The 18,520-nt window shown below is 64.0% G+C and carries 11 protein-coding genes; all 11 read left to right on the forward strand.

Annotation, left to right across the window (positions count from 1 at the left end; all coding sequences use genetic code 11):
* The first annotated feature begins 8 nt into the window (after positions 1 to 8).
* The 11 genes from puuE to F1609_RS06695 all read left to right on the forward strand — a co-directional run bounded on the left by puuE (position 9) and on the right by F1609_RS06695 (position 17,955).
* Positions 9 to 941: an allantoinase PuuE gene (puuE, locus tag F1609_RS06645; RefSeq protein WP_167075708.1), complete on the forward strand. Its 933-nt coding sequence runs from the start codon at positions 9 to 11 to the stop codon at positions 939 to 941.
* A 92-nt stretch (positions 942 to 1,033) separates the two neighbouring features.
* The gene (gene xdhA, locus F1609_RS06650) at positions 1,034 to 2,503 is read left to right on the forward strand and encodes a xanthine dehydrogenase small subunit (RefSeq protein WP_167075709.1); all 1,470 of its coding nucleotides are present in this window, start codon (positions 1,034 to 1,036) and stop codon (positions 2,501 to 2,503) included.
* Between the two features lie 10 nt (positions 2,504 to 2,513).
* Positions 2,514 to 4,850 carry a xanthine dehydrogenase molybdopterin binding subunit gene (gene xdhB / locus F1609_RS06655; protein ID WP_167075710.1) on the forward strand — a complete coding sequence of 779 codons (2,337 nt, stop codon included), beginning with the start codon at positions 2,514 to 2,516 and terminating at the stop codon, positions 4,848 to 4,850.
* Entirely contained in the window at positions 4,850 to 5,863 is a 1,014-nt protein-coding gene (xdhC, locus tag F1609_RS06660; protein ID WP_167075711.1) for a xanthine dehydrogenase accessory protein XdhC, read from the forward strand. The genes xdhB and xdhC overlap by 1 nt, the downstream gene beginning before the upstream one ends.
* Positions 5,863 to 7,188 carry a guanine deaminase gene (gene guaD / locus F1609_RS06665; protein ID WP_167075712.1) on the forward strand — a complete coding sequence of 442 codons (1,326 nt, stop codon included), beginning with the start codon at positions 5,863 to 5,865 and terminating at the stop codon, positions 7,186 to 7,188. Before xdhC ends, guaD begins: the two co-directional genes overlap by 1 nt.
* A gap of 173 nt (positions 7,189 to 7,361) precedes the next feature.
* Positions 7,362 to 8,861: an amidohydrolase family protein gene (locus tag F1609_RS06670; protein WP_167075713.1), complete on the forward strand. Its 1,500-nt coding sequence runs from the start codon at positions 7,362 to 7,364 to the stop codon at positions 8,859 to 8,861.
* 662 nt (positions 8,862 to 9,523) lie between these two features.
* Complete coding sequence (locus tag F1609_RS06675; protein ID WP_167075714.1) at positions 9,524 to 12,946, forward strand: TonB-dependent receptor; 3,423 nt, start codon at positions 9,524 to 9,526, stop codon at positions 12,944 to 12,946.
* A 136-nt stretch (positions 12,947 to 13,082) separates the two neighbouring features.
* Positions 13,083 to 14,771, forward strand: coding sequence for a bifunctional metallophosphatase/5'-nucleotidase (locus F1609_RS06680; protein ID WP_167075715.1), 1,689 nt, complete (start codon positions 13,083 to 13,085; stop codon positions 14,769 to 14,771).
* Positions 14,768 to 15,982 (forward strand): phospholipase D-like domain-containing protein, encoded by a 1,215-nt coding sequence (locus F1609_RS06685; protein WP_167075716.1) that lies wholly within the window; start codon positions 14,768 to 14,770, stop codon positions 15,980 to 15,982. The genes F1609_RS06680 and F1609_RS06685 overlap by 4 nt, the downstream gene beginning before the upstream one ends.
* Positions 15,982 to 17,034, forward strand: a complete 1,053-nt coding sequence (locus F1609_RS06690) for a S1/P1 nuclease (protein ID WP_167076035.1) — start codon at positions 15,982 to 15,984, stop codon at positions 17,032 to 17,034. Before F1609_RS06685 ends, F1609_RS06690 begins: the two co-directional genes overlap by 1 nt.
* 90 nt (positions 17,035 to 17,124) lie before the next feature.
* Complete coding sequence (locus tag F1609_RS06695) at positions 17,125 to 17,955, forward strand: MipA/OmpV family protein (protein ID WP_167075717.1); 831 nt, start codon at positions 17,125 to 17,127, stop codon at positions 17,953 to 17,955.
* Positions 17,956 to 18,520 lie beyond the last annotated feature (565 nt).

The raw sequence follows: 18,520 nt of genomic DNA on the forward strand, positions 1-18,520 counted from the left end.
GCCCATTCATGACGACTTACGACAACTATCCACGCGACCTGGCCGGCTACGGGCGCACGCCGCCCCATCCGCAATGGCCGGGCCAGGCGCGGGTAGCGCTGCAATTCGTGCTCAACTATGAAGAGGGCGGCGAAAACAATGTGCTGCACGGCGATGCCGCCTCCGAAACCTTTCTGTCCGAAATCATTGGCGCTGCGGCCTTTCCGATGCGCCACATGAGCATGGAGTCGCTTTACGAATACGGTTCGCGCGCCGGCCTGTGGCGCCTGCTGCGCATGTTCGAGGAGCGCAAGCTGCCGCTGACCGTGTTCGGCGTGGCCATGGCGCTCAAGCGCAACCCGGAGGCGGTGGCCGCTTTTCAGGAGTTGGGCCACGAAATCGCCTGCCACGGCCTGAAGTGGATCTCCTACCAGAACGTGGACGAAGCGACCGAGCGCGCCCACATGATTGAGGCCGTGCAGATCATGCGCGAACTGAGCGGGTCCGCGCCGCTGGGCTGGTACACCGGGCGCGACTCGCCCAACACGCGCCGCCTGGTGGTCGAACATGGCGGCTTTGCCTACGACGCCGACCATTACGGCGACGATTTGCCATTCTGGCAACAGGTCGCGCACGCCGGCGGCGTCACGCCACATTTGGTGGTGCCATACACGCTCGACACCAACGACATGCGCTTTTGCGCCATGCAGGGCTTCAATTCGGGCACCCAGTTCTTCGATTATCTGAAAGACGCCTTCGACGTGCTGTACGCCGAAGGCAATCCGGATGGCCTGAACCAGCCGAAAATGCTCTCCATCGGCCTGCATTGCCGCATCGTGGGCCGTCCGGGGCGGGCGGCGGCGCTGGCGCGCTTCCTCGACTACGTGCAAAGTCATGATCGGGTCTGGATCACGCGCCGCATCGATATTGCCGAGCACTGGAAGGCCGTTCACCCGTACTAGTTCGTTTGGCTGATAAGCCACATCTGCAAATAGATATAACTGCGGATGCCGTCGGTGTTAACCTTGCACACTGGGATAAAGCCGAGGCAAGAATGTCAACACCGATCCGTTTCTACTATCAGGGCGCCGTGCGCGAGGTTACACAGGCCGCGCCGACGCAGACCATTCTCCAGCATTTGCGCGAGGACCTGCACTGCACCGGTACCAAGGAAGGCTGCGCCGAAGGCGACTGCGGCGCCTGCACGGTCGTCATCGGCTCGCTCGGCGTCGGCGGCCAGGTCGAGATGAAGGCGGTGAACTCCTGCATCCAGTTGACGCCCACCCTGGACGGCAAGGCCCTGTTCACCGTCGAAGATGTGCAGCAGTCGAACGGCCTGCTGCACCCGGTGCAGCAAGCCATGGTCGAATGCCACGGCTCCCAGTGCGGCTTTTGCACCCCCGGTTTCGTCATGTCCCTGTGGGGCATGTACCTCAAGCAGGAAGGTCGCGAGCCGTCGCGCTGCCAGATCGACGATGCCCTTTCCGGTAATCTGTGCCGCTGCACCGGCTACCGCCCGATCATCGACGCCGCCAAGCGCATGGGCGAACTGCCGCCCGTGCACTTCGACCGCGCCGCGCTGGCCGCCCGGCTGGCGCCCCTGCAACGCGGCGTCATGGCCACCTACAGTGCCGCCGGCGCCTGCTTCTACGCTCCACGCACGCTCGATGAACTGGTGCGCATCCGCGCCGACAAGCCCGGCGCCGTGCTGCTGGCCGGTTCCACCGACATCGGTCTGTGGGTCACCAAGCAGATGCGCGAACTGGGCGACATCATCTACCTCGGCCACGTCGACGCCCTCAAACAGGTCACGCAAGATGGCGGCATGATCGACATCGGCGCCGGGGTCACGCTCGAAGAAGCCTACAAGGCGGTCAGCGCGCACTATCCGGCCGAACTTTCGAGCATGTGGCAGCGTTTCGCCTCGCTCCCGATCCGCAACGCCGGCACCCTGGGCGGCAACGTCGCCAACGGCTCGCCGATCGGCGACTCGATGCCGTGGCTGATCGCCCTGGGCGCGCGCGTGGTGCTGCGCGGCGCCGCCGGTGAGCGCGAGCTGGCGCTGGAAGACCTGTACCTCGGCTACCAGAAAAAGGACCTGCAGCCCGGCGAATTCGTCCAAGCGGTGCGCGTGCCGCTGCCGCGCGCTGGCGTGCAGTTCCGCACCTACAAGCTGGCCAAGCGCTTCGACCAGGACATTTCCGCCGTGTGCGCCGCCTTCGCGCTGCGCTTCGAGGGCGACTTGGTGCTTGAGGCACGCATCGCTTTTGGGGGCATGGCCGCCACGCCCAAGCGCGCCGCCCAGACCGAAGCGCTGCTGCTCGGCCAGCCGTGGAGCGAGGCGACGGTGGACGCCGCCATGGCCATGCTGGCCCAGGATTACGCGCCGCTGTCGGACATGCGCGCGTCGAGCGAGTACCGCATGAAGACGGCGCAGAATCTGCTGCGCCGCTTCTGGTTCGAGACCCGTCAACACAACCCGCTGGCGGCAGATGCCGTCAACGCCTTTGCCGTGCGCGCGTAAGGAGAACACCATGAACGACGCAGCTATCCCAGCGCTCAAAGCGGCGGCATGGACCGGCGTGGGCGTCTCGCGCGCGCACGAATCGGCCGCGCTGCACGTGCTCGGCCAGGCCACCTACACCGACGACATCCCGGAAGTGCAGGGCACCCTGCATGCGGCGTTGGGCTTGTCCAGCAAGGCGCACGCGAACATTTCCGCCATCGACCTTGACGCGGTGCGCGCCAGCGTTGGCGTGGTCGCCGTGCTGACGGTGGCCGACATCCCCGGCACCAACGACTGCGGCCCGATCATCCACGACGACCCGATCCTGGCCGATGGCCTGGTCATGTACGTCGGCCAGCCGATCTTCATTGTCGTCGCCGACACCCACGACCACGCGCGCCGTGCCGCGCGCCTGGGCCAGGTGACGTACGAAGAACTGCCGGCGATCCTCACCCCGCAAGCGGCGCGCGCGGCGCAATCGTATGTGCTGCCGCCGATGCGCCTGGCGCGCGGCGACTACCAGGCTGCGTTCGACAAGGCGCCGCGCTCGGTCAAGGGCGAGCTGTATGTGGGCGGGCAGGAGCAGTTCTACCTGGAAGGGCAGATTTCATACGCCATTCCAAAAGAAGACAAGGGCATGCTGGTGCTCTGCTCGACCCAGCACCCGAGCGAAATGCAGCATGTGGTGGCGCATGCGCTCGGCCTGCACTCGCATAACATCGTGGTCGAATGCCGGCGCATGGGCGGAGGCTTCGGCGGCAAGGAGTCACAATCGGCGCTGTGGGCGGCCGCGTCGGCCATCGCCGCCTCAAGACTCAAGCGCCCGGTCAAGCTGCGCGCCGACCGCGACGACGACATGCTCGTCACCGGCAAGCGCCACTGCTTCCATTACGAATACGAAGTCGGCTACGACGACGACGGCCGCATTGTCGCCGCCAAGGTCGACATGGTCACCCGCGCCGGCTATTCGGCCGACCTGTCTGGGCCCGTGGCCACGCGCGCGGTCTGCCATTTTGACAACACCTACTATTTGTCGGACGTCGACATCCGCGCCGCCTGCGGCAAGACCAACACGCAATCGAATACCGCCTTCCGCGGCTTCGGCGGCCCCCAGGGCGCAATCGCCATCGAGTACGTGATCGACGAAATCGCCCGCGAACTCGGACGCGACGCGCTCGATATCCGGCGCCTCAATTTCTACGGCCGCGAAGAGCGCAACGTCACGCCGTACGGCCAGGTGGTGGTCGACAACGTGATTCACGCGCTGTCCGCCGAGCTGGAAGAAACCAGCGAATACCGCACCCGCCGCGCCGCGATCAACGCTTTTAACGCCACCAGCCCGGTGCTCAAGAAAGGGCTGGCGCTCACGCCCGTCAAATTCGGCATCGCCTTCAACGTCACGCACCTGAACCAGGCCGGCGCGCTGGTGCACGTGTATGTGGACGGCTCGATCATCGTCAACCACGGCGGCACCGAAATGGGGCAGGGCATCAACACCAAGGTGATGCAGGTGGTCGCGCATGAACTGGGCGTGGACATCGTCAACGTGCGCGCCACCGCCACCGACACCAGCAAGGTCTCGAACACCTCGGCCACGGCCGCATCGACCGGCGCTGACTTGAACGGCAAGGCGGCCCAGGACGCGGCGCGCCAGATCCGCGAGCGCCTGGCCGATTACGCGGTCAAGCTGTATGGCGGCGAGGCTGCCGACGTGGTGTTCGCCGGCGACACGGTGTTCGTCAACGGTCACGAAGTCGCCTTCCCGGTACTGGTGCAAAAAGCCTACCTGGCGCGCGTGCAGCTGTGGTCCGACGGCTTCTACGCCACGCCCGGCCTGCACTGGGACCCGAAAACCATGAACGGCCGCCCGTTCTCGTACTACGCCTACGGCGCCGCCGTGGCCGAAGTGGTGGTCGATACGCTTACCGGCGAATGGAAGCTGCTGCGCGCCGACGCGCTGTACGACGCCGGCAAGTCGCTCAACCCGGCCATCGACATCGGCCAGGTCGAGGGCGCCTTCATCCAGGGCATGGGCTGGCTCACCACCGAAGAACTGTGGTGGAACCCGGCCGGCAAACTCATGACGCATGCGCCGTCGACCTACAAGATCCCGGGCGTATCGGACTGCCCGGAAGACTTCCGTGTGCGCCTGTTCGACAACCGCAACGTCGAAGACAGCATCCACCGCTCCAAGGCCGTGGGCGAGCCGCCGCTGCTGCTGCCGTTCTCGGTGTTCTTCGCCATCCGCGATGCCGTTTCCAGCGTCGGCGGGCACAAGGTCCAGCCGCCGCTCAATGCGCCGGCCACCAGCGAAGAAATCCTCAAATCCATTTGCGCTGTCGAAGCGGCGCTCAAGGCGGCGTGATGGACGACTGGCTCAGCGCCACCGCCGCTACCCCTACGCCTGCCATCCTGGTGACCGTGGCCATCGTCGAAGGCTCCGGCCCGCGCGAGTGCGGCGCGAAGATGCTGGTCGACGCCACCCGCGTGCTTGACACCATTGGCGGCGGCCACCTGGAACACCGCGCCATCGAGACCGCCCGCGCCATGCTGGAAGGCGGCCGCGCGCGCCACTTTGAACGCTACGCGCTCGGCCCGAGCCTGGGCCAGTGCTGCGGCGGCGTGGTGCACCTGTCGTTCGAATTGTTCGATGCGGCGCAGGCCGCGCTGCTCGGCCAGCGCCGCCAGGACGACAGCTGGCGCGTGGTCGCCATCGATGGCGCGCCGGAGAGCGCGCTGTTCGACGGCGACGGCCGCTGGCTCGCCGGCAGCCGTCCACCGGTCTTCGCGCGCGACCGCGGCGCCTACGTCATGCAGGAGCCGGACGGGCGGCGCTGGCTGGTCGACCCGCTGTTCGCGCCGCGCGCGCACCTGGTGCTGTTCGGCGCCGGCCACGTGGGCACGGCCATCGTGCGCGCACTGGCGCATTTGCCATGCACGGTCACCTGGGTCGACGAGCGCGACGACATGTTCCCCCCATGGGTCCCGGCCAACGTCACCGTGGAGGCGACCGACGTGCCGGAAGCGCTGGTGGCTTGCGCCCCGGCCAATGCCAGCTACCTCGTCATGACCCACAGCCACGCGCTCGACCAGCGCCTGACCGAGGCGATCATGGCGCGCCCCGGTGTCGGCTGGTTCGGCCTGATCGGATCGAAAACCAAGCGCCGCCAGTTCGAACACCGCCTGCGTGCGCGTGGCGTGGACGCGGCGCGGATTGATACAATGGTCTGCCCGATCGGGCTGGCCGGCATTACCAACAAGGCGCCGGCGGTCATCGCCGCTTCTGTCTGCGCGCAATTACTGACCGTCTGGGAAACCATGCAAGGAACGCCCAGCGCGTCCAGGCTGCCCCGGGCCGCAATCACCGAAAGAGTCTGATGTCTACCGTACCACCAAGCACCGTGCAAGCCTACCGAGCCAGCTTGCTGCATTTTCACGCCGACCCGGCCTTCAGCCAGGATGCCTGCCTGTGGCACGAAGATGGCCTGTTGATCGTTGCCGACGGCAAAGTCCGGGCGGCCGGCGACTACGCGCAGCTGCTGGCGACGCTGCCCCCCGGCGTGCAGGTGGTCGATTATCGCGGCAAGGTGATCATGCCTGGCTTTATCGACACCCACCTGCACTTCCCGCAGACCGACATGATCGCCTCGCCGGCGCCGGGCCTGTTGCCGTGGCTGGAAACCTATACTTTCCCGACCGAGCGCCAGTTCGGCGACCCGGCGCATGCGCGCGAAGTGGCCGATTTTTTCCTCGACGAGCTGCTGCGCTGCGGGACCACCACGGCCATGGTGTACTGCACCGTGCACCGCGAGTCGGTCGACGCGTTCTTTGAGGCCAGCGCGGCGCGCAACCTGCGCATGGCGGCCGGGAAGGTGCTCATGGACCGCAACTGCCCCGAGTTTTTGCGCGATAGCGCCGAGGGCGGGGTGCGCGACAGCGAGGACCTGATCAAGAAGTGGCACAACAAGGGCCGCGCCATGTACGCGATCACCCCGCGCTTCGCGCCCACGTCCACCGAAGCGCAGTTGCGCCTGACGGGTGAACTGGCGGCGGCGTATCCGGACACGTATATCCAGACCCACGTGTCGGAAAACGCGGACGAGTGCAGCTGGGTCAAGTCGCTGTTTCCGGATGCGCGCAGCTATCTGGACGTGTACGATCACTATGGGCTGATGCGCGAGCGCGCCATGTTCGGCCACTGCATCTGGCTCGACGACGCCGACTTTGCGCGCATGGCCGAGACCGGGTCGGCGGCGGCGGTCTGCCCGACCTCCAACTTCTTCCTCGGCAGCGGCTTGTTCGATTTCGAAAAGGCCGACGCGGCGCGGGTTTCGCTGTCGCTGGCGACCGACGTGGGAGGGGGGACATCCTTCTCCATGTTGCAAACTATGAATGAAGCCTATAAAGTAGCGCGATTGAAAGGCAGCTATCTGCCGGCCGCGCGCATGTTTTACCTGGCGACCCTGGGCGCGGCGCGCAGCATGCAACTCGAAGGGACCATCGGCAGTTTCGTGGCGGGGGCGGAAGCCGATTTCATCGTGCTCGACCCGAAAGCGACGCCCTTGCTGGCGCGCCGCACGGAGCGTTGTAACAATCTCGAGGAGCTGCTGTTCGCGCTGGCGCTGCTGGGCGACGACCGCTGCGTGGGTGCGACCTATGCGGCTGGGCGCAAGGTGCATGAGCGCACGGGGGTGATGTTGTAAGTACCGCCGCATTTTGAACCGTCGTTCCCCAGCAGGCGTTGTAAGTACCACCGCATTTTGATTCGTCTTCCCCGCGCAGGCGGGGATCCATGGCACCTCTGAGCATCGGTGCTATGGACCCCCGCCTTCGCGGGGGCGACGGCGTTACTCAACGACTAGAGAAGAAGAAATCCATGATCCGTAAAACGAGCAGCCTGTTGATCGCCCTGGCCCTGGCCGCCAGCGCGTATGCCGCGCCACCGACCGCCACGTCCAGGGCCAACGAAGCGGCCACCGCGCGCCACCTGGCGGGCCTGATCGCCGGCGCCGAACCGAAGCTGTCCGAACTGACCCTGTTCTTCTCGCAGATGCCCAAGGGCGCCGACCTGCATCACCATTACTCCGGTTCCGTCTACGCCGAACAATACGTCGACTTCCTCGACAAGCAGGGCCTGTGCGTCAACAAGCAGACCTACCGCATCGAAACCGACAAGGCCGTCATCGCCGCCCAGCGCGCGCTGCCCGCCGCCGAACGCACCTGCCTCTCGTCCGCCGAGGTGCTGGCCGACGACTTCACCTACCGCGAACTGCTGCAGCGCTGGTCGAGCAAGGACTTCGACAACCACGGCGCGATCCAGCCGCCGCCGGACCGCCAGTTCTTCCAGACCTTCGGCTTCTTCGGCCCGGTCTCGAACGACAACTTCAACGAAGGCTTGCTGGAGCTGAAAAAGCGCGCCATCGCCGAAAACGTCGGCTACATCGAAACCATGTTCAAGCTCGCGCCGATGACCGGCAACAGCGACGCCGATACGGCCATGTGGAAGGCCCGCGACGACGCCGCGCTCACCGCCGCCATGCGCGGCTGGATGGAAAAGCTCGACAAGGACCCCGCCTTCAACAAGGGCCTGGACGACTACGTCGAGCGCATCAAGACCAACCACGCCAACATCGACGACGAGCAGTTCACCATGCGCTACCAGGCGTATGTACTGCGTCTTGTGAACCCGTCGCTGGTGTTCTCGTCGATGCTGGCCGCCTTCAAGGCGTCCAGCCAGAGCGACTTGATCGTCGGCGTCAATATCGTCGGCCAGGAGAGTCTGGCGCCATCGATGCGCGACTACGAGCTGCACATGAAGATGTTCCGCTTCCTGAAGACCCAGTACCCGAAAGTGAAGCTGGCGCTGCACGCGGGCGAGCTGGCGCTGGGCGACGTGCCGCCGGAAGGACTCAAGTTCCACATCGAGCAGGCCCTGAACGTGGCCGGCGCCGACCGCATCGGCCACGGCATCGACCTGGCGCACGAGTCGAATGCGATCGCCATCATGAAAACCATGCGCGAGAAGGATATTCCGGTCGAGATCAACCTGACCAGCAATGCCTTCATCTCCGGCATCAAGGGCGCCAACCACCCGGTGACCCTGTACCGCAAGTTCGGCGTGCCGTATGTGATTTCGACCGACGATGCGGGCGTCACGCGCCACAACCTGTCGCAGGAATACACGCTGTTCGCCAGCCGCTACCAGCCGTCCTACGCCGAAATCAAGAAGGTTTCGTACAACGGCGTGCGCTACGCCTTTTTGCCGCAGCAGGAAAAACAGCGCCTGACGCGCCAGCTCGACGAGCGCTTTGCCCGCTTTGAGGCGCAGGTGGCCTCGTGGCCAACCGCCGCCAGCGTCGCGCCGCGCGCCCGCTGACCCGCCCCCGCCGTTCCCGCGCTCGCGGGAACGGCACCTTCTGCCGTTCCCCCCTGCCTGCCTCCCAAACTCAGCACAATATCTGCCGTGCCATCTTGAGTTAGCTCCAACTCTTCCGCTTTAGTTGCAAAAAATGATTTACGTAATGGAAAGTGTGTGGCCGTCCCGCTACACATTTGCGCGTCCGGGCAAACGTTTGTCGAAATTCTGTATGAAAGGATTTCACCTCATAACCTAGGATTTATAATCCCGCCAAGGCCACAAGCCCGGAAACACGCCTCAGGAACCCCATCTAGCACTACTTTATGCATGAATTTATATGATCGATATATAAATGCATAAACGAAATGGTATTTGTCAGCGTCGCAGCCACTGCTGCATAGTGACCTGAGGATGATCCACGAAGCAATCTTGCCAGTCGCCACTTGGTCATGCTGGTGACATATTCGGCCAGTAGACTTGCGCGCTGCGCAGGGCATTGTCGCGGTCGGGCGCACTCGCTCGACGGACCTGGAAGGCAAAGAATAACGACGGCCGCGCATGGCGTCGACTGGTTTTTTCGTGGCGGCGCCATCAGCGCCGCCAGCGCAGATTTGCAGCAAAGTACAGAGGAAAGGCTTCGCCGCCTTTCACCATAACATGTCTTTTTTTGGGGTTACACAATGATCAAACATAATCGGATGCAGGTCACCAAGCTGGCGCTGGCGCTGTCAATCGCGCTGGCGACCTTGCCGGCCATGGCGCAGAACACCACGTCGGCTATCGGCGGGCGTATTTCCGCCGCCGACGGCAAGCCAGCCGGCGGCGCAACCGTATCCATCGTCCACGCCGAATCCGGTTCCGTCAGCAATGTCGTCACCGATGGCGAAGGGCGCTATGTGGCACGCGGCCTGCGTTCGGGCGGTCCGTACACGATCATCATTACCAAAGACGGCATCACCGAAAAACGCGAAGGCGTGTTCATCCAGCTGGCCGAGACCGCTTCCGTCGACGCCACCCTGGGCGCGCCGATGCAGACCGTGACCATCGCCGGTTCGGCTGCCCGTTCGGAAAAATTCTCGAAATCGAACATGGGTTCCGGCACCAGCCTGAGCTCGAACGAAATCGCCACCCAGGCATCGATCCAGCGCAACCTGCAAGATTACGCCCGTGCCGACCCGCGCGTGGCCCAGACCGACAAGGAACGCGGCGAAATCTCCGTGGCCGGCCAGAACTCGCGCTACAACTCGCTGACCATCGACGGCGTGGCCGTGAACGACACCTTCGGCCTGGAATCGAACGGCAGCCCGACCGCCAAGCAGCCGATCTCGATCGAAGCGATCCAGACCGTGCAGGTCAACGTCGCCAACTACGACGTGACGCAAAAGGGCTACACCGGCGGCAACATCAACGCCGTCACCAAGTCCGGCACCAACACGCTCAAGGGCAGTGTTTACTATGTGTTCCGTAACGACAAGCTGTCGGGCGACCGCTACAACAACGCCAACGACACCTACTACGCGCCACCGTCGACCAAGGACACCACCGCCGGCTTCACCCTGGGCGGCCCGCTGATCCAGGATAAGCTGTTCATTTTCGCTAACTACGAGAAGCTCGAATCGAGCCGCGCCGCGCCAGCCTTCGGCCCGCTGGGCAGCTCGCTGACCAACGTCGGCCTCACGCCAGCGTTCATTTCCAACGCGCAGACCATCGCCAAGGACAAGTTCGGCATCAACGCCGGCACCACCGACGTGCCGGCTGGCGCCAAGCTGAACGTGGAAGACGCGCTGGTCAAGGTCGACTGGAACATCAACGACGACCACCGCGCCATGTTCCGCTACTCGAAGACCTCGCAGTCCGAGCCGCAATTTGCCGGCATTTCCGCCACCGGCCTGTCGCTCAACTCGCAGTGGTACGCGCAAGACAAGTCGATCGAAACCTTCGTCGCCCAGCTGACGTCCGACTGGACCCCTAACTTCTCGACCGAATTCAAGGTATCGCAGCGCGACTACGACAGCGTGCCGACCCTGAATTCGCGCCTGCCTGCGATCAGCCTGTCGATGTCAGGAGCGAACCCGGCCGGTACGCCGGCATCCGTGCCGACCACCAACCGCTCGCTCAACTTCGGTACCGAGAACAGCCGTCACCGCAACATTCTCGGCACCAAGACCGACGACATCTACCTGGGCGCCAACTGGGCCCTGGGTGACCACGAAGTCAAGTTCGGCACCGACTACAGCAACAACAAGGTCTACAACGCCTTCCAGCAAAACATTTTCGGCAATTACAGCTTCAGCTGCCAGAATCCAAGCAACACCTGGACCTACAGCTTCGCGTTTGCCACCTGCGCCAATGCCACCCCGGCCCAGGTTGAGCAAGCCATCCTGGAAAACTTCAGCAAAGGCCGTCCAAGCTCGTACCAGTTGCAGGTTGCCGCCAAGGGCGTGAACCTGAACGACGCCGTTGCCGACTTCGCCCTGAAAAACTACGGCGCGTTTGTACAGGATACCTGGACCATCAGCCCGCGCCTGACCGTGACCGCCGGCGTGCGTCTCGATGCAGCGCGCATCAGCGACCGTCCACGCCGCAACAGCGCGATCGCCGCAGCGAAGATCGAAGGCGACTTCGCCAAGGGCATCCGCGAAAAAGGCGGTTATGGCCTGGACAACACCAACACCTTCGACGGCCAGAACCTGATACAGCCGCGTTTCGGCATCAACTACAACCTCGACACCACCCGCAAGATGCAAATCCGCGGTGGCGCCGGCCTGTTCCAGGGTAACGCTGCCGCTGTCTGGCTGTCGAACCCGTTCTCCAACCCTGGCGTGGCAACCACCACCGTCGGTTGCGGCACCGGTAACTTCGCTGCCTGCAATGGCGCAACCCTGTTCAGCGCCAATCCGGACCAGCAGCCAACCACCATTGGCGGCAACGCCTCGGCGCCGGCGGCCAACGTCGACATCCTGGCGCAGGGCTTGCGCCAGCCGTCGGTCTGGAAAGCCAACGTCGCCTTCGACATGGAACTGCCATGGTACGGCCTGGTCTTTTCTGCGGAATACCTGCACGTGAAGTCCAAGGACGCGATCTACTACCAGAACCTGAACCTCGGCGCCGCCACCCGCAAGGGCAGCGACGGCCGCGACCTGTTCTACACCGCGCAGGGTTACAACCCGTTGTGCTGGAGCGCGACCGGCAACTCGATCGCCAGCGGCACCGCTTGCACCGGCTTGCGTAACAAGGCACTGAGCAACGAATCGTTCGCCAACGTGCTGCTGGCGCAGAAGACCGACAAGGGCGGCAGCGGCATGGCCACCATGTCGATCAGCCGTCCATTGACCTCGGGCCTGGGCTGGTCGGTAGCGTACACCTACACCGATGCCAAGGAAGTCTCGCCACTGACCTCGTCGACCTCGAACTCGAACTTCACCGGCCGTTCGGTGTTCAATCCGAACGAAGAAGTCAACGCCAATTCGAGCTACCTGGTCAAGAACCGCGTGAACGCCATCGTCAACTTCCAGAAGAACTTCTTCGGCGCTTACAAGACGCGTTTCGGCATGTTCTACGAAGGCCGTTCGGGTAAACCTTACAGCTGGACCATCAACAACGACTTGAACGGCGACGGTTCCGCTGGTAACGACCTGATGTACATCCCGTCGGCGCCAGGTTCGGGCGAAGTGGTGTTCGCGGGCGACAAGCCAGGCAGCACTGTCAACGAAGACAAGTTCTGGAGCGTGGTCAACAGCAACAGCGTGCTGAAGAAAGCCGCTGGCGGCGTGGTTGGCCGTAACACGGACTTCTCGCCTTGGAGCAACAGCTTCGACATGCGCGTCTCGCAGGAATTGCCAGGCCTGTTCGCCAAGAACAAGGCTGTCTTCAGCCTCGACTTCTTCAACGTCGGCAACCTGCTGAACAAGAAATGGGGCCGTATCAATGAAGTCGGCTTCCAGGGCGCCGGCGCCCAGGCACGCAGCTTCGTCGACTACGTTGGTATGGAAAACGGCAAGTACATCTACAAAGTACGCGACAACGTCGAATCGCTCGACGTTCGCCAGACCAAGGGCGAATCGCAGTGGGCCATCCAGGCGACCGTCAAGTACGAATTCTGATGCATAGCTGAGTAATTCAAGGAACGGCCGGTGGCGACACTGGCCGTTTTTTTTCGTCCCGCCCGATACATTTCCGATACATATTAGAGGGCGTAGCATCCGCTGCGGCCTGCGCTCTTCGGTTATCCTACTACCTATGAATCTATACTCAAGGCCCCTTTGCGCCGCGCTCGCCGCGGCCTTCCTGTCGGCGGGCTGCGCCACGCGCCCGACGGCCCCGATCGAGATCAACCTGGTCGCCCTGAACGACTTCCACGGCCACCTCGACGCCACCAAATTCCAGTACACCAGCATCCACGCCAGCGGCCAGCAAACCGCGCAGGCGGGCGGCGTGGATACCATCGCCGCCGCCGTCCAGGCCTGGCGCCGCGAAGACAAGGACCTGCTGTTCGTCGGCGCCGGCGACCTGATTGGCGCCTCGCCGGCCATGTCGTCGATGTGGGCCGACGAACCGGCGCTGGAAGCCTTGACCATGGCCGGCATGCGCATCTCCTCGGTCGGCAATCACGAATTCGACAACGGCCGCGCCGAACTGCTGCGCCAGCAGCGCGGCGGCTGCGAGTCGGTGCGTCCCGAAAAGGCCTGCCAGTTCAGCAAGGACTTCCGTGGCGCGGGCTTTACTTACCTGGCCGCCAACGTGATCGACGACGCCACCGGTAAACCCTTCCTGCCGGCCTACCGGATCGAAGACGTCAAGGGCGTCAAGGTCGGCCTGATCGGCGCCGTGCTGCGCAACACCGCTTCGGTGGTGCTGGCCTCGGGCATCGTCGGATTGACATTCGAAGATGAAGCGACCGCGATCAACCGCGTCATCCCCGCCATGCGCGCCGAAGGTGCGCAGGTGTTCGTGGTGCTGATCCACGAAGGCGGCACCACTCCGGAACCGTTCGACAAGCCCGATTGCAGCGCCCTCAAAGGCCCGGTGGTCGACATCGTCAAGAAGCTCGATCCTGCCATTCGCGTGATCGTCAGCGGCCACTCGCACACGGGCTTTCAGTGCAAGGTGGACGGGCGCGTGGTAACCCAGGGCGAGATGGGCGGCCACGTCCTGTCGCGCATCAAGATGATGGTCGATCCGGCCAGCGGCGCGGTGGCCGACATCGCGGTGCGTAACGTGATCATGAAGCCGGGCGAATATCCACCCGATGCGCGCGTGTCGGCGTTTCTCAGGCAAGCCAAGGAACGCAGCGAAGCGGCCTTGGGGCGGCCGGTAGCGCGCGTGGCCGTGCGTTCGATCCACCGCAAGGAAAGCGCCGGCGGCGAAACCGTGCTCGGTGGCCTGATCGCCGACGCCGTGCTGGCCGCCACCAAAGCGCAGGGCGTGCAGATCGGCTTCATGAACATGGGCGGCATGCGCCAGGACCTCGACGTCGAAGCGAACCTCACCGCCACCTACGGCGACGTGCAGATCGTGCTCCCGTTCGGGAATACCATCGTGGTCATGGACATGAGCGGCGCCCAGATCCGCGCGCTGCTCGAACAGCAGTGGGCGCGCCCGGGCGCGAGCAGCGTCTCGGTGCTGCAGGTCTCCGACGGCTTCAGCTACCGCTGGAACAAGAACGCGCCGAAGGGCCAGCGCGTGGTGCGCGACAGCGTCACCCTGAACGGCAAGGCGCTCGACGACGCCGCCATGTATCGCGTGGCCGGCAACAACTTCCTGGCCGAAGGCGGCGACAGCTTCCCCGCCTTTGCCGCCGCCGCCAACAAGCGCGACACGCAGATCCGCGATATCGACGCCGTGGTGCAGTTCCTGGTCCAGCAGGACAAGGCGGGCAAACCGGCCGGCAGCGACACGCCGCCGGGCCGCATCGGGACGGTCCAATGACGCCGCTTCGGCGCGGCCTCGCCGCACTGCTTGCGCTGGTCCTGGGACCGCAGGCGCAGGCCGGCTTTTCCATTCCCGGCTATGAATTGGTGCAGACCGCGCCGGTGGAAACCACGCTGGTCAACCCGGACCTGCGCAGCAGTACGGCCGTGTGGACGCAGCTGTTCGACGAGGCGCGCAGCGAGATCGTGATCGGCCAGTTCTACGCCATCAGCAAGGCCGGCACGCCGTTCGACAAGGTGGTCGAGCGCCTGGAAGCGGCCGGCAAGCGCGGTGTGAAGATCCGCTTCTTGCTCGATAAAAAAGGCGTCGGCCTGTCCGACCCCGGCACCCTGGAGCGGCTGCGCAAGATCCCCAATCTGGAGCTGCGCGTGCTCGATTACGCGCAGCTGACCGGCACCGGCATCATCCACGCCAAGTACCTCGCGGTGGATAAAAAGGCGGCCTTTATCGGCAGCCAGAATTTCGACTGGCGCGCGTTTACCCATATCCACGAAACCGGCCTGTTGATCAGCGACGCGGCCATGGTGGCGCAGGTGCAGGCCGTGTTCGAGCGTGACTGGCAGGCGCAGTCGCTGCTGGCGTCAAAGCTGGCGGTGCCGCGCGCGGTGCCGGCGAACGTGCTTGCGCAGGCCGCGCAACTGGTCGCCAGCCCGGCGGCCTACAATCCGCCCGGCGTGGCCGATTCCGAAGTGGTGCTGCCGGCCTTGCTGGCCGATGCGAAGAACGAAGTGCGCATCCAGCTGCTCGACTACGCGCCGCTCGGTTACGGGCCTGACAACACGCGGCCGTACTACGGCGTGATCGACAACGCGGTGCGCGCAGCCGCTGCGCGCGGCGTGAAAATCAAGCTCATGGTCTCGAACTGGAACACCGACCAACCCGGCATCGCCTACCTCAAAAGCCTGGCGCTGCTGCCGAACGTCGAGGTGCGCATCGTCACCTTGCCGGTGGCGTCGAGCGGGCCGATTCCGTTCGCGCGCGTCATCCACAGCAAGACCATGACGATCGACGGCAAGCTGGCCTGGGTCGGCACCAGCAACTGGGCCGGCGGGTACTTCGACAAGTCGCGCAATCTCGAAGTCGTGCTGCGCAACGAGAAGATGGCGCAGCGCCTGGGCGCACTGCACGAGCAGACCTGGAGCTCGTCGTACGCGGCGCCGATCGAGATTGGCAAAGACTATCCAAAACCGAACAAGGGAACTGAATGATGAAGAAACTGGCTTGTGTACTGGCGCTCGCGGGCGCCTTCGTGTCGGCGGAAGCGCTGGCCTGGGGCGCCGAAGGGCACCGCGCGGTCGGCGCCATCGCCGAAAAACTGATCAAGGGCAGCAACGCCGAGAAGCAGGTGGCGGCCTTGCTGCTGCCCGGCGAAAGCCTCGAATCGATTACCGTCTGGGCCGACAGCGCCAAGGGTGGCGCCGGCTATACGCCGCCGACCGCCGAGATGAACGCCTACACGGCGGTCAACCCGCGCCACAATGAGTATCACTACACCGACATCCCGTTCCAGAACGAGCACTATCATGACGGCGCGGTCGGCACGGCCGACGTGGACATCGTGCAAACGCTCAAGCAGGCCATCGCCGTCTTGCAGGGCAAGACCGACCCGGCGCTTAATCCCAACAAGCTGACCCGCCGCCAGGCCTTGCTGCTGGTGGCGCACATGACCGGCGACATCCACCAGCCGCTGCACGTGGGCGCGGCGTTCGTCGGCAAGGATGGCAAGTTCGCGGTGCCGAAAAAGCACGAGGATGTCGACAGCCTGAATATCTACGATTCGCGCGGCGGCAACAGCCTGCTGCTCGACGACGACAAGCTTACGACGCTGAGCGCGAAGCTGATCGAGGGCGAAGCCAGGCCGCTGCCGCCGGGTGCGCAGAAGTGGACCACCCGGCCGTTCCACTCGTACTGGGACAGCACCGTGGTCGACTACGCGATGCGCCGCATCAGCACCAAGACCCCGGAGCAGTTCGCGCAGAAGGTCATCGACGGCAAACCGGTGGTGGCGAAGAACACGGGCGAGGCTACCAGCTGGCCGTACCAGTGGGCCGACGATGCGCTGGCTGCATCCAAGCTGGCGTATTCGGACGTCACGCCCGGTGCGATCGGCAAGCAAACCAACCGCAAGGGCGAAACCTACTACACCTTCGGGCTGGAGATGGGATCGAACTATCCGGTGCCAAGTTCCGCGCTGGCCAAGACGCAGCTGATCAAGGGTGGGTACAACCTGGCGTCGCTGCTGCAAACCATCTGGCCGTAAGCGCCATAGTTCAGTCATTCCCAGCCCCTTACCACGTCGTCCCCGCGCAAGCGGGGACCCAAGTTCGCTGATCCACCCGTGAGCATCCGAATGAAGCCAGCCGCAAAATTCGCCGCCATCGTTTTGGCTATCCCCATCGCCGCCTGCGCCGCACCGGCCGACAGCAAGCCGCTCCCGCTGTGGGAGGCCGGCGTCCTCGGCGGCGTCGCCTCCACGCCGGCCTATCCCGGCTCTGCCGACCGCTCATCGCGCGGCTTGCTGCTGCCATTCCTGATCTACCGGGGCAAGGTGTTCCGCGCCGACCAATCCGGCATCGGCGCGCGCCTGGTCAAGCGCGAGGCGGTCGAACTCGATGTCGGCCTGGCCGCCTCGCTGCCGGCCCGCTCCGACGACGTGGCGGCGCGTTCCGGCATGCCCAACCTGGGCACATTGCTCGAATTCGGTCCACGCCTGAAGGTGCGCATCGCCGAGCCGAGTGCGTCGAGCCGCATCCGCCTCGACATCCCGCTGCGCGCCGTGATCGAAGCGCGCGCCGGCGTGCGCACGCAGGGCTTCACGTTCGAGCCGAAGGTGGTGGTCGAAATGCGCAGCGCCGACGGCCTGTGGACGTTTGACGCCAACGCGGGCGTGGTCATCGGCGACAAGAAAGTGAACCGCTACTTCTACGAGGTGCAGCCGCAATACGCCACGGCCACGCGGCCCGGCTATCAGGCCGACGCGGGGTTGATGCTCACAAGGGTGGGCGCAAGCGCCTCGCGCATGATCAATGAAGACGTGCGCGTGTTCGGCTTTGTGCGTCTGGAGAGTTATGCGGGCGCCGCCAACGAAGACAGTCCGCTGATGAAGAAGAAGTCCGGCGCCTCGGCCGGCGTGGCGTTTGCCTGGACGCTGGGCCGTTCAACGCGTTTTGCCGGCGACTGAAGCCCGCCAAAGCACTGCTTACTCTCGGGTTCAGCGTCGTGCAATTTAACGCCGCGTTCGTTTGCTGTCTCCCGTCCAGGCGGGCATTTATCAAATCAAATGTCAAGGATGCTTACGCTAGCTCATTCCGACAGTAGAAATGGCAGAGGAGATCGAGTTGCGTCGCGCTACCTTCATCGCGCGACGCAATAGGGGCGGTTCGACATCTACCAGCAATTACGACGACCTTGGGCGTTGGTCTAGCAATACCCACTTGGGATTTTGTCGTATATGGCTCAAGGCATGTCCTTGTAATATTGCCGAATAGAATCTCCTCCGGATTAGGCAATAGGAATCGTGTTACGTTTCTTAACTGCACTATGCAGGGTGATCAAGCTTGAGCCTCTGCGATATTTCGCCTAAACGAGAAGTAATAGTCAATAAAGTTGTCATTGCGCAAAATGGATATGTAATTTGCATTTAGAGTACTATTTCGTAATCCGATTTGACGAGGGTATTGATGGCCGGTTTGCGGACTATGCCGATCCTGATCATGCAATACGGTGTGATTAACTTCTCTTAGGAG

Origin of the sequence: Massilia aquatica (assembly GCF_011682045.1) — a bacterium.
In the GTDB taxonomy this organism is placed as follows: domain Bacteria; phylum Pseudomonadota; class Gammaproteobacteria; order Burkholderiales; family Burkholderiaceae_D; genus Telluria_A; species Telluria_A aquatica.

Coding starts and splice junctions, on each gene's coding strand:
- guaD (WP_167075712.1), top strand. CDS start 5,863: ATGTCTACCGTACCACCAAGCACCGTGCAAGCCTACCGAGCCAGCTTG.
- F1609_RS06690 (WP_167076035.1), top strand. CDS start 15,982: ATGAAGAAACTGGCTTGTGTACTGGCGCTCGCGGGCGCCTTCGTGTCG.
- F1609_RS06695 (WP_167075717.1), top strand. CDS start 17,125: ATGAAGCCAGCCGCAAAATTCGCCGCCATCGTTTTGGCTATCCCCATC.
- xdhB (WP_167075710.1), top strand. CDS start 2,514: ATGAACGACGCAGCTATCCCAGCGCTCAAAGCGGCGGCATGGACCGGC.
- xdhA (WP_167075709.1), top strand. CDS start 1,034: ATGTCAACACCGATCCGTTTCTACTATCAGGGCGCCGTGCGCGAGGTT.
- puuE (WP_167075708.1), top strand. CDS start 9: ATGACGACTTACGACAACTATCCACGCGACCTGGCCGGCTACGGGCGC.
- xdhC (WP_167075711.1), top strand. CDS start 4,850: ATGGACGACTGGCTCAGCGCCACCGCCGCTACCCCTACGCCTGCCATC.
- F1609_RS06680 (WP_167075715.1), top strand. CDS start 13,083: ATGAATCTATACTCAAGGCCCCTTTGCGCCGCGCTCGCCGCGGCCTTC.
- F1609_RS06685 (WP_167075716.1), top strand. CDS start 14,768: ATGACGCCGCTTCGGCGCGGCCTCGCCGCACTGCTTGCGCTGGTCCTG.
- F1609_RS06670 (WP_167075713.1), top strand. CDS start 7,362: ATGATCCGTAAAACGAGCAGCCTGTTGATCGCCCTGGCCCTGGCCGCC.
- F1609_RS06675 (WP_167075714.1), top strand. CDS start 9,524: ATGATCAAACATAATCGGATGCAGGTCACCAAGCTGGCGCTGGCGCTG.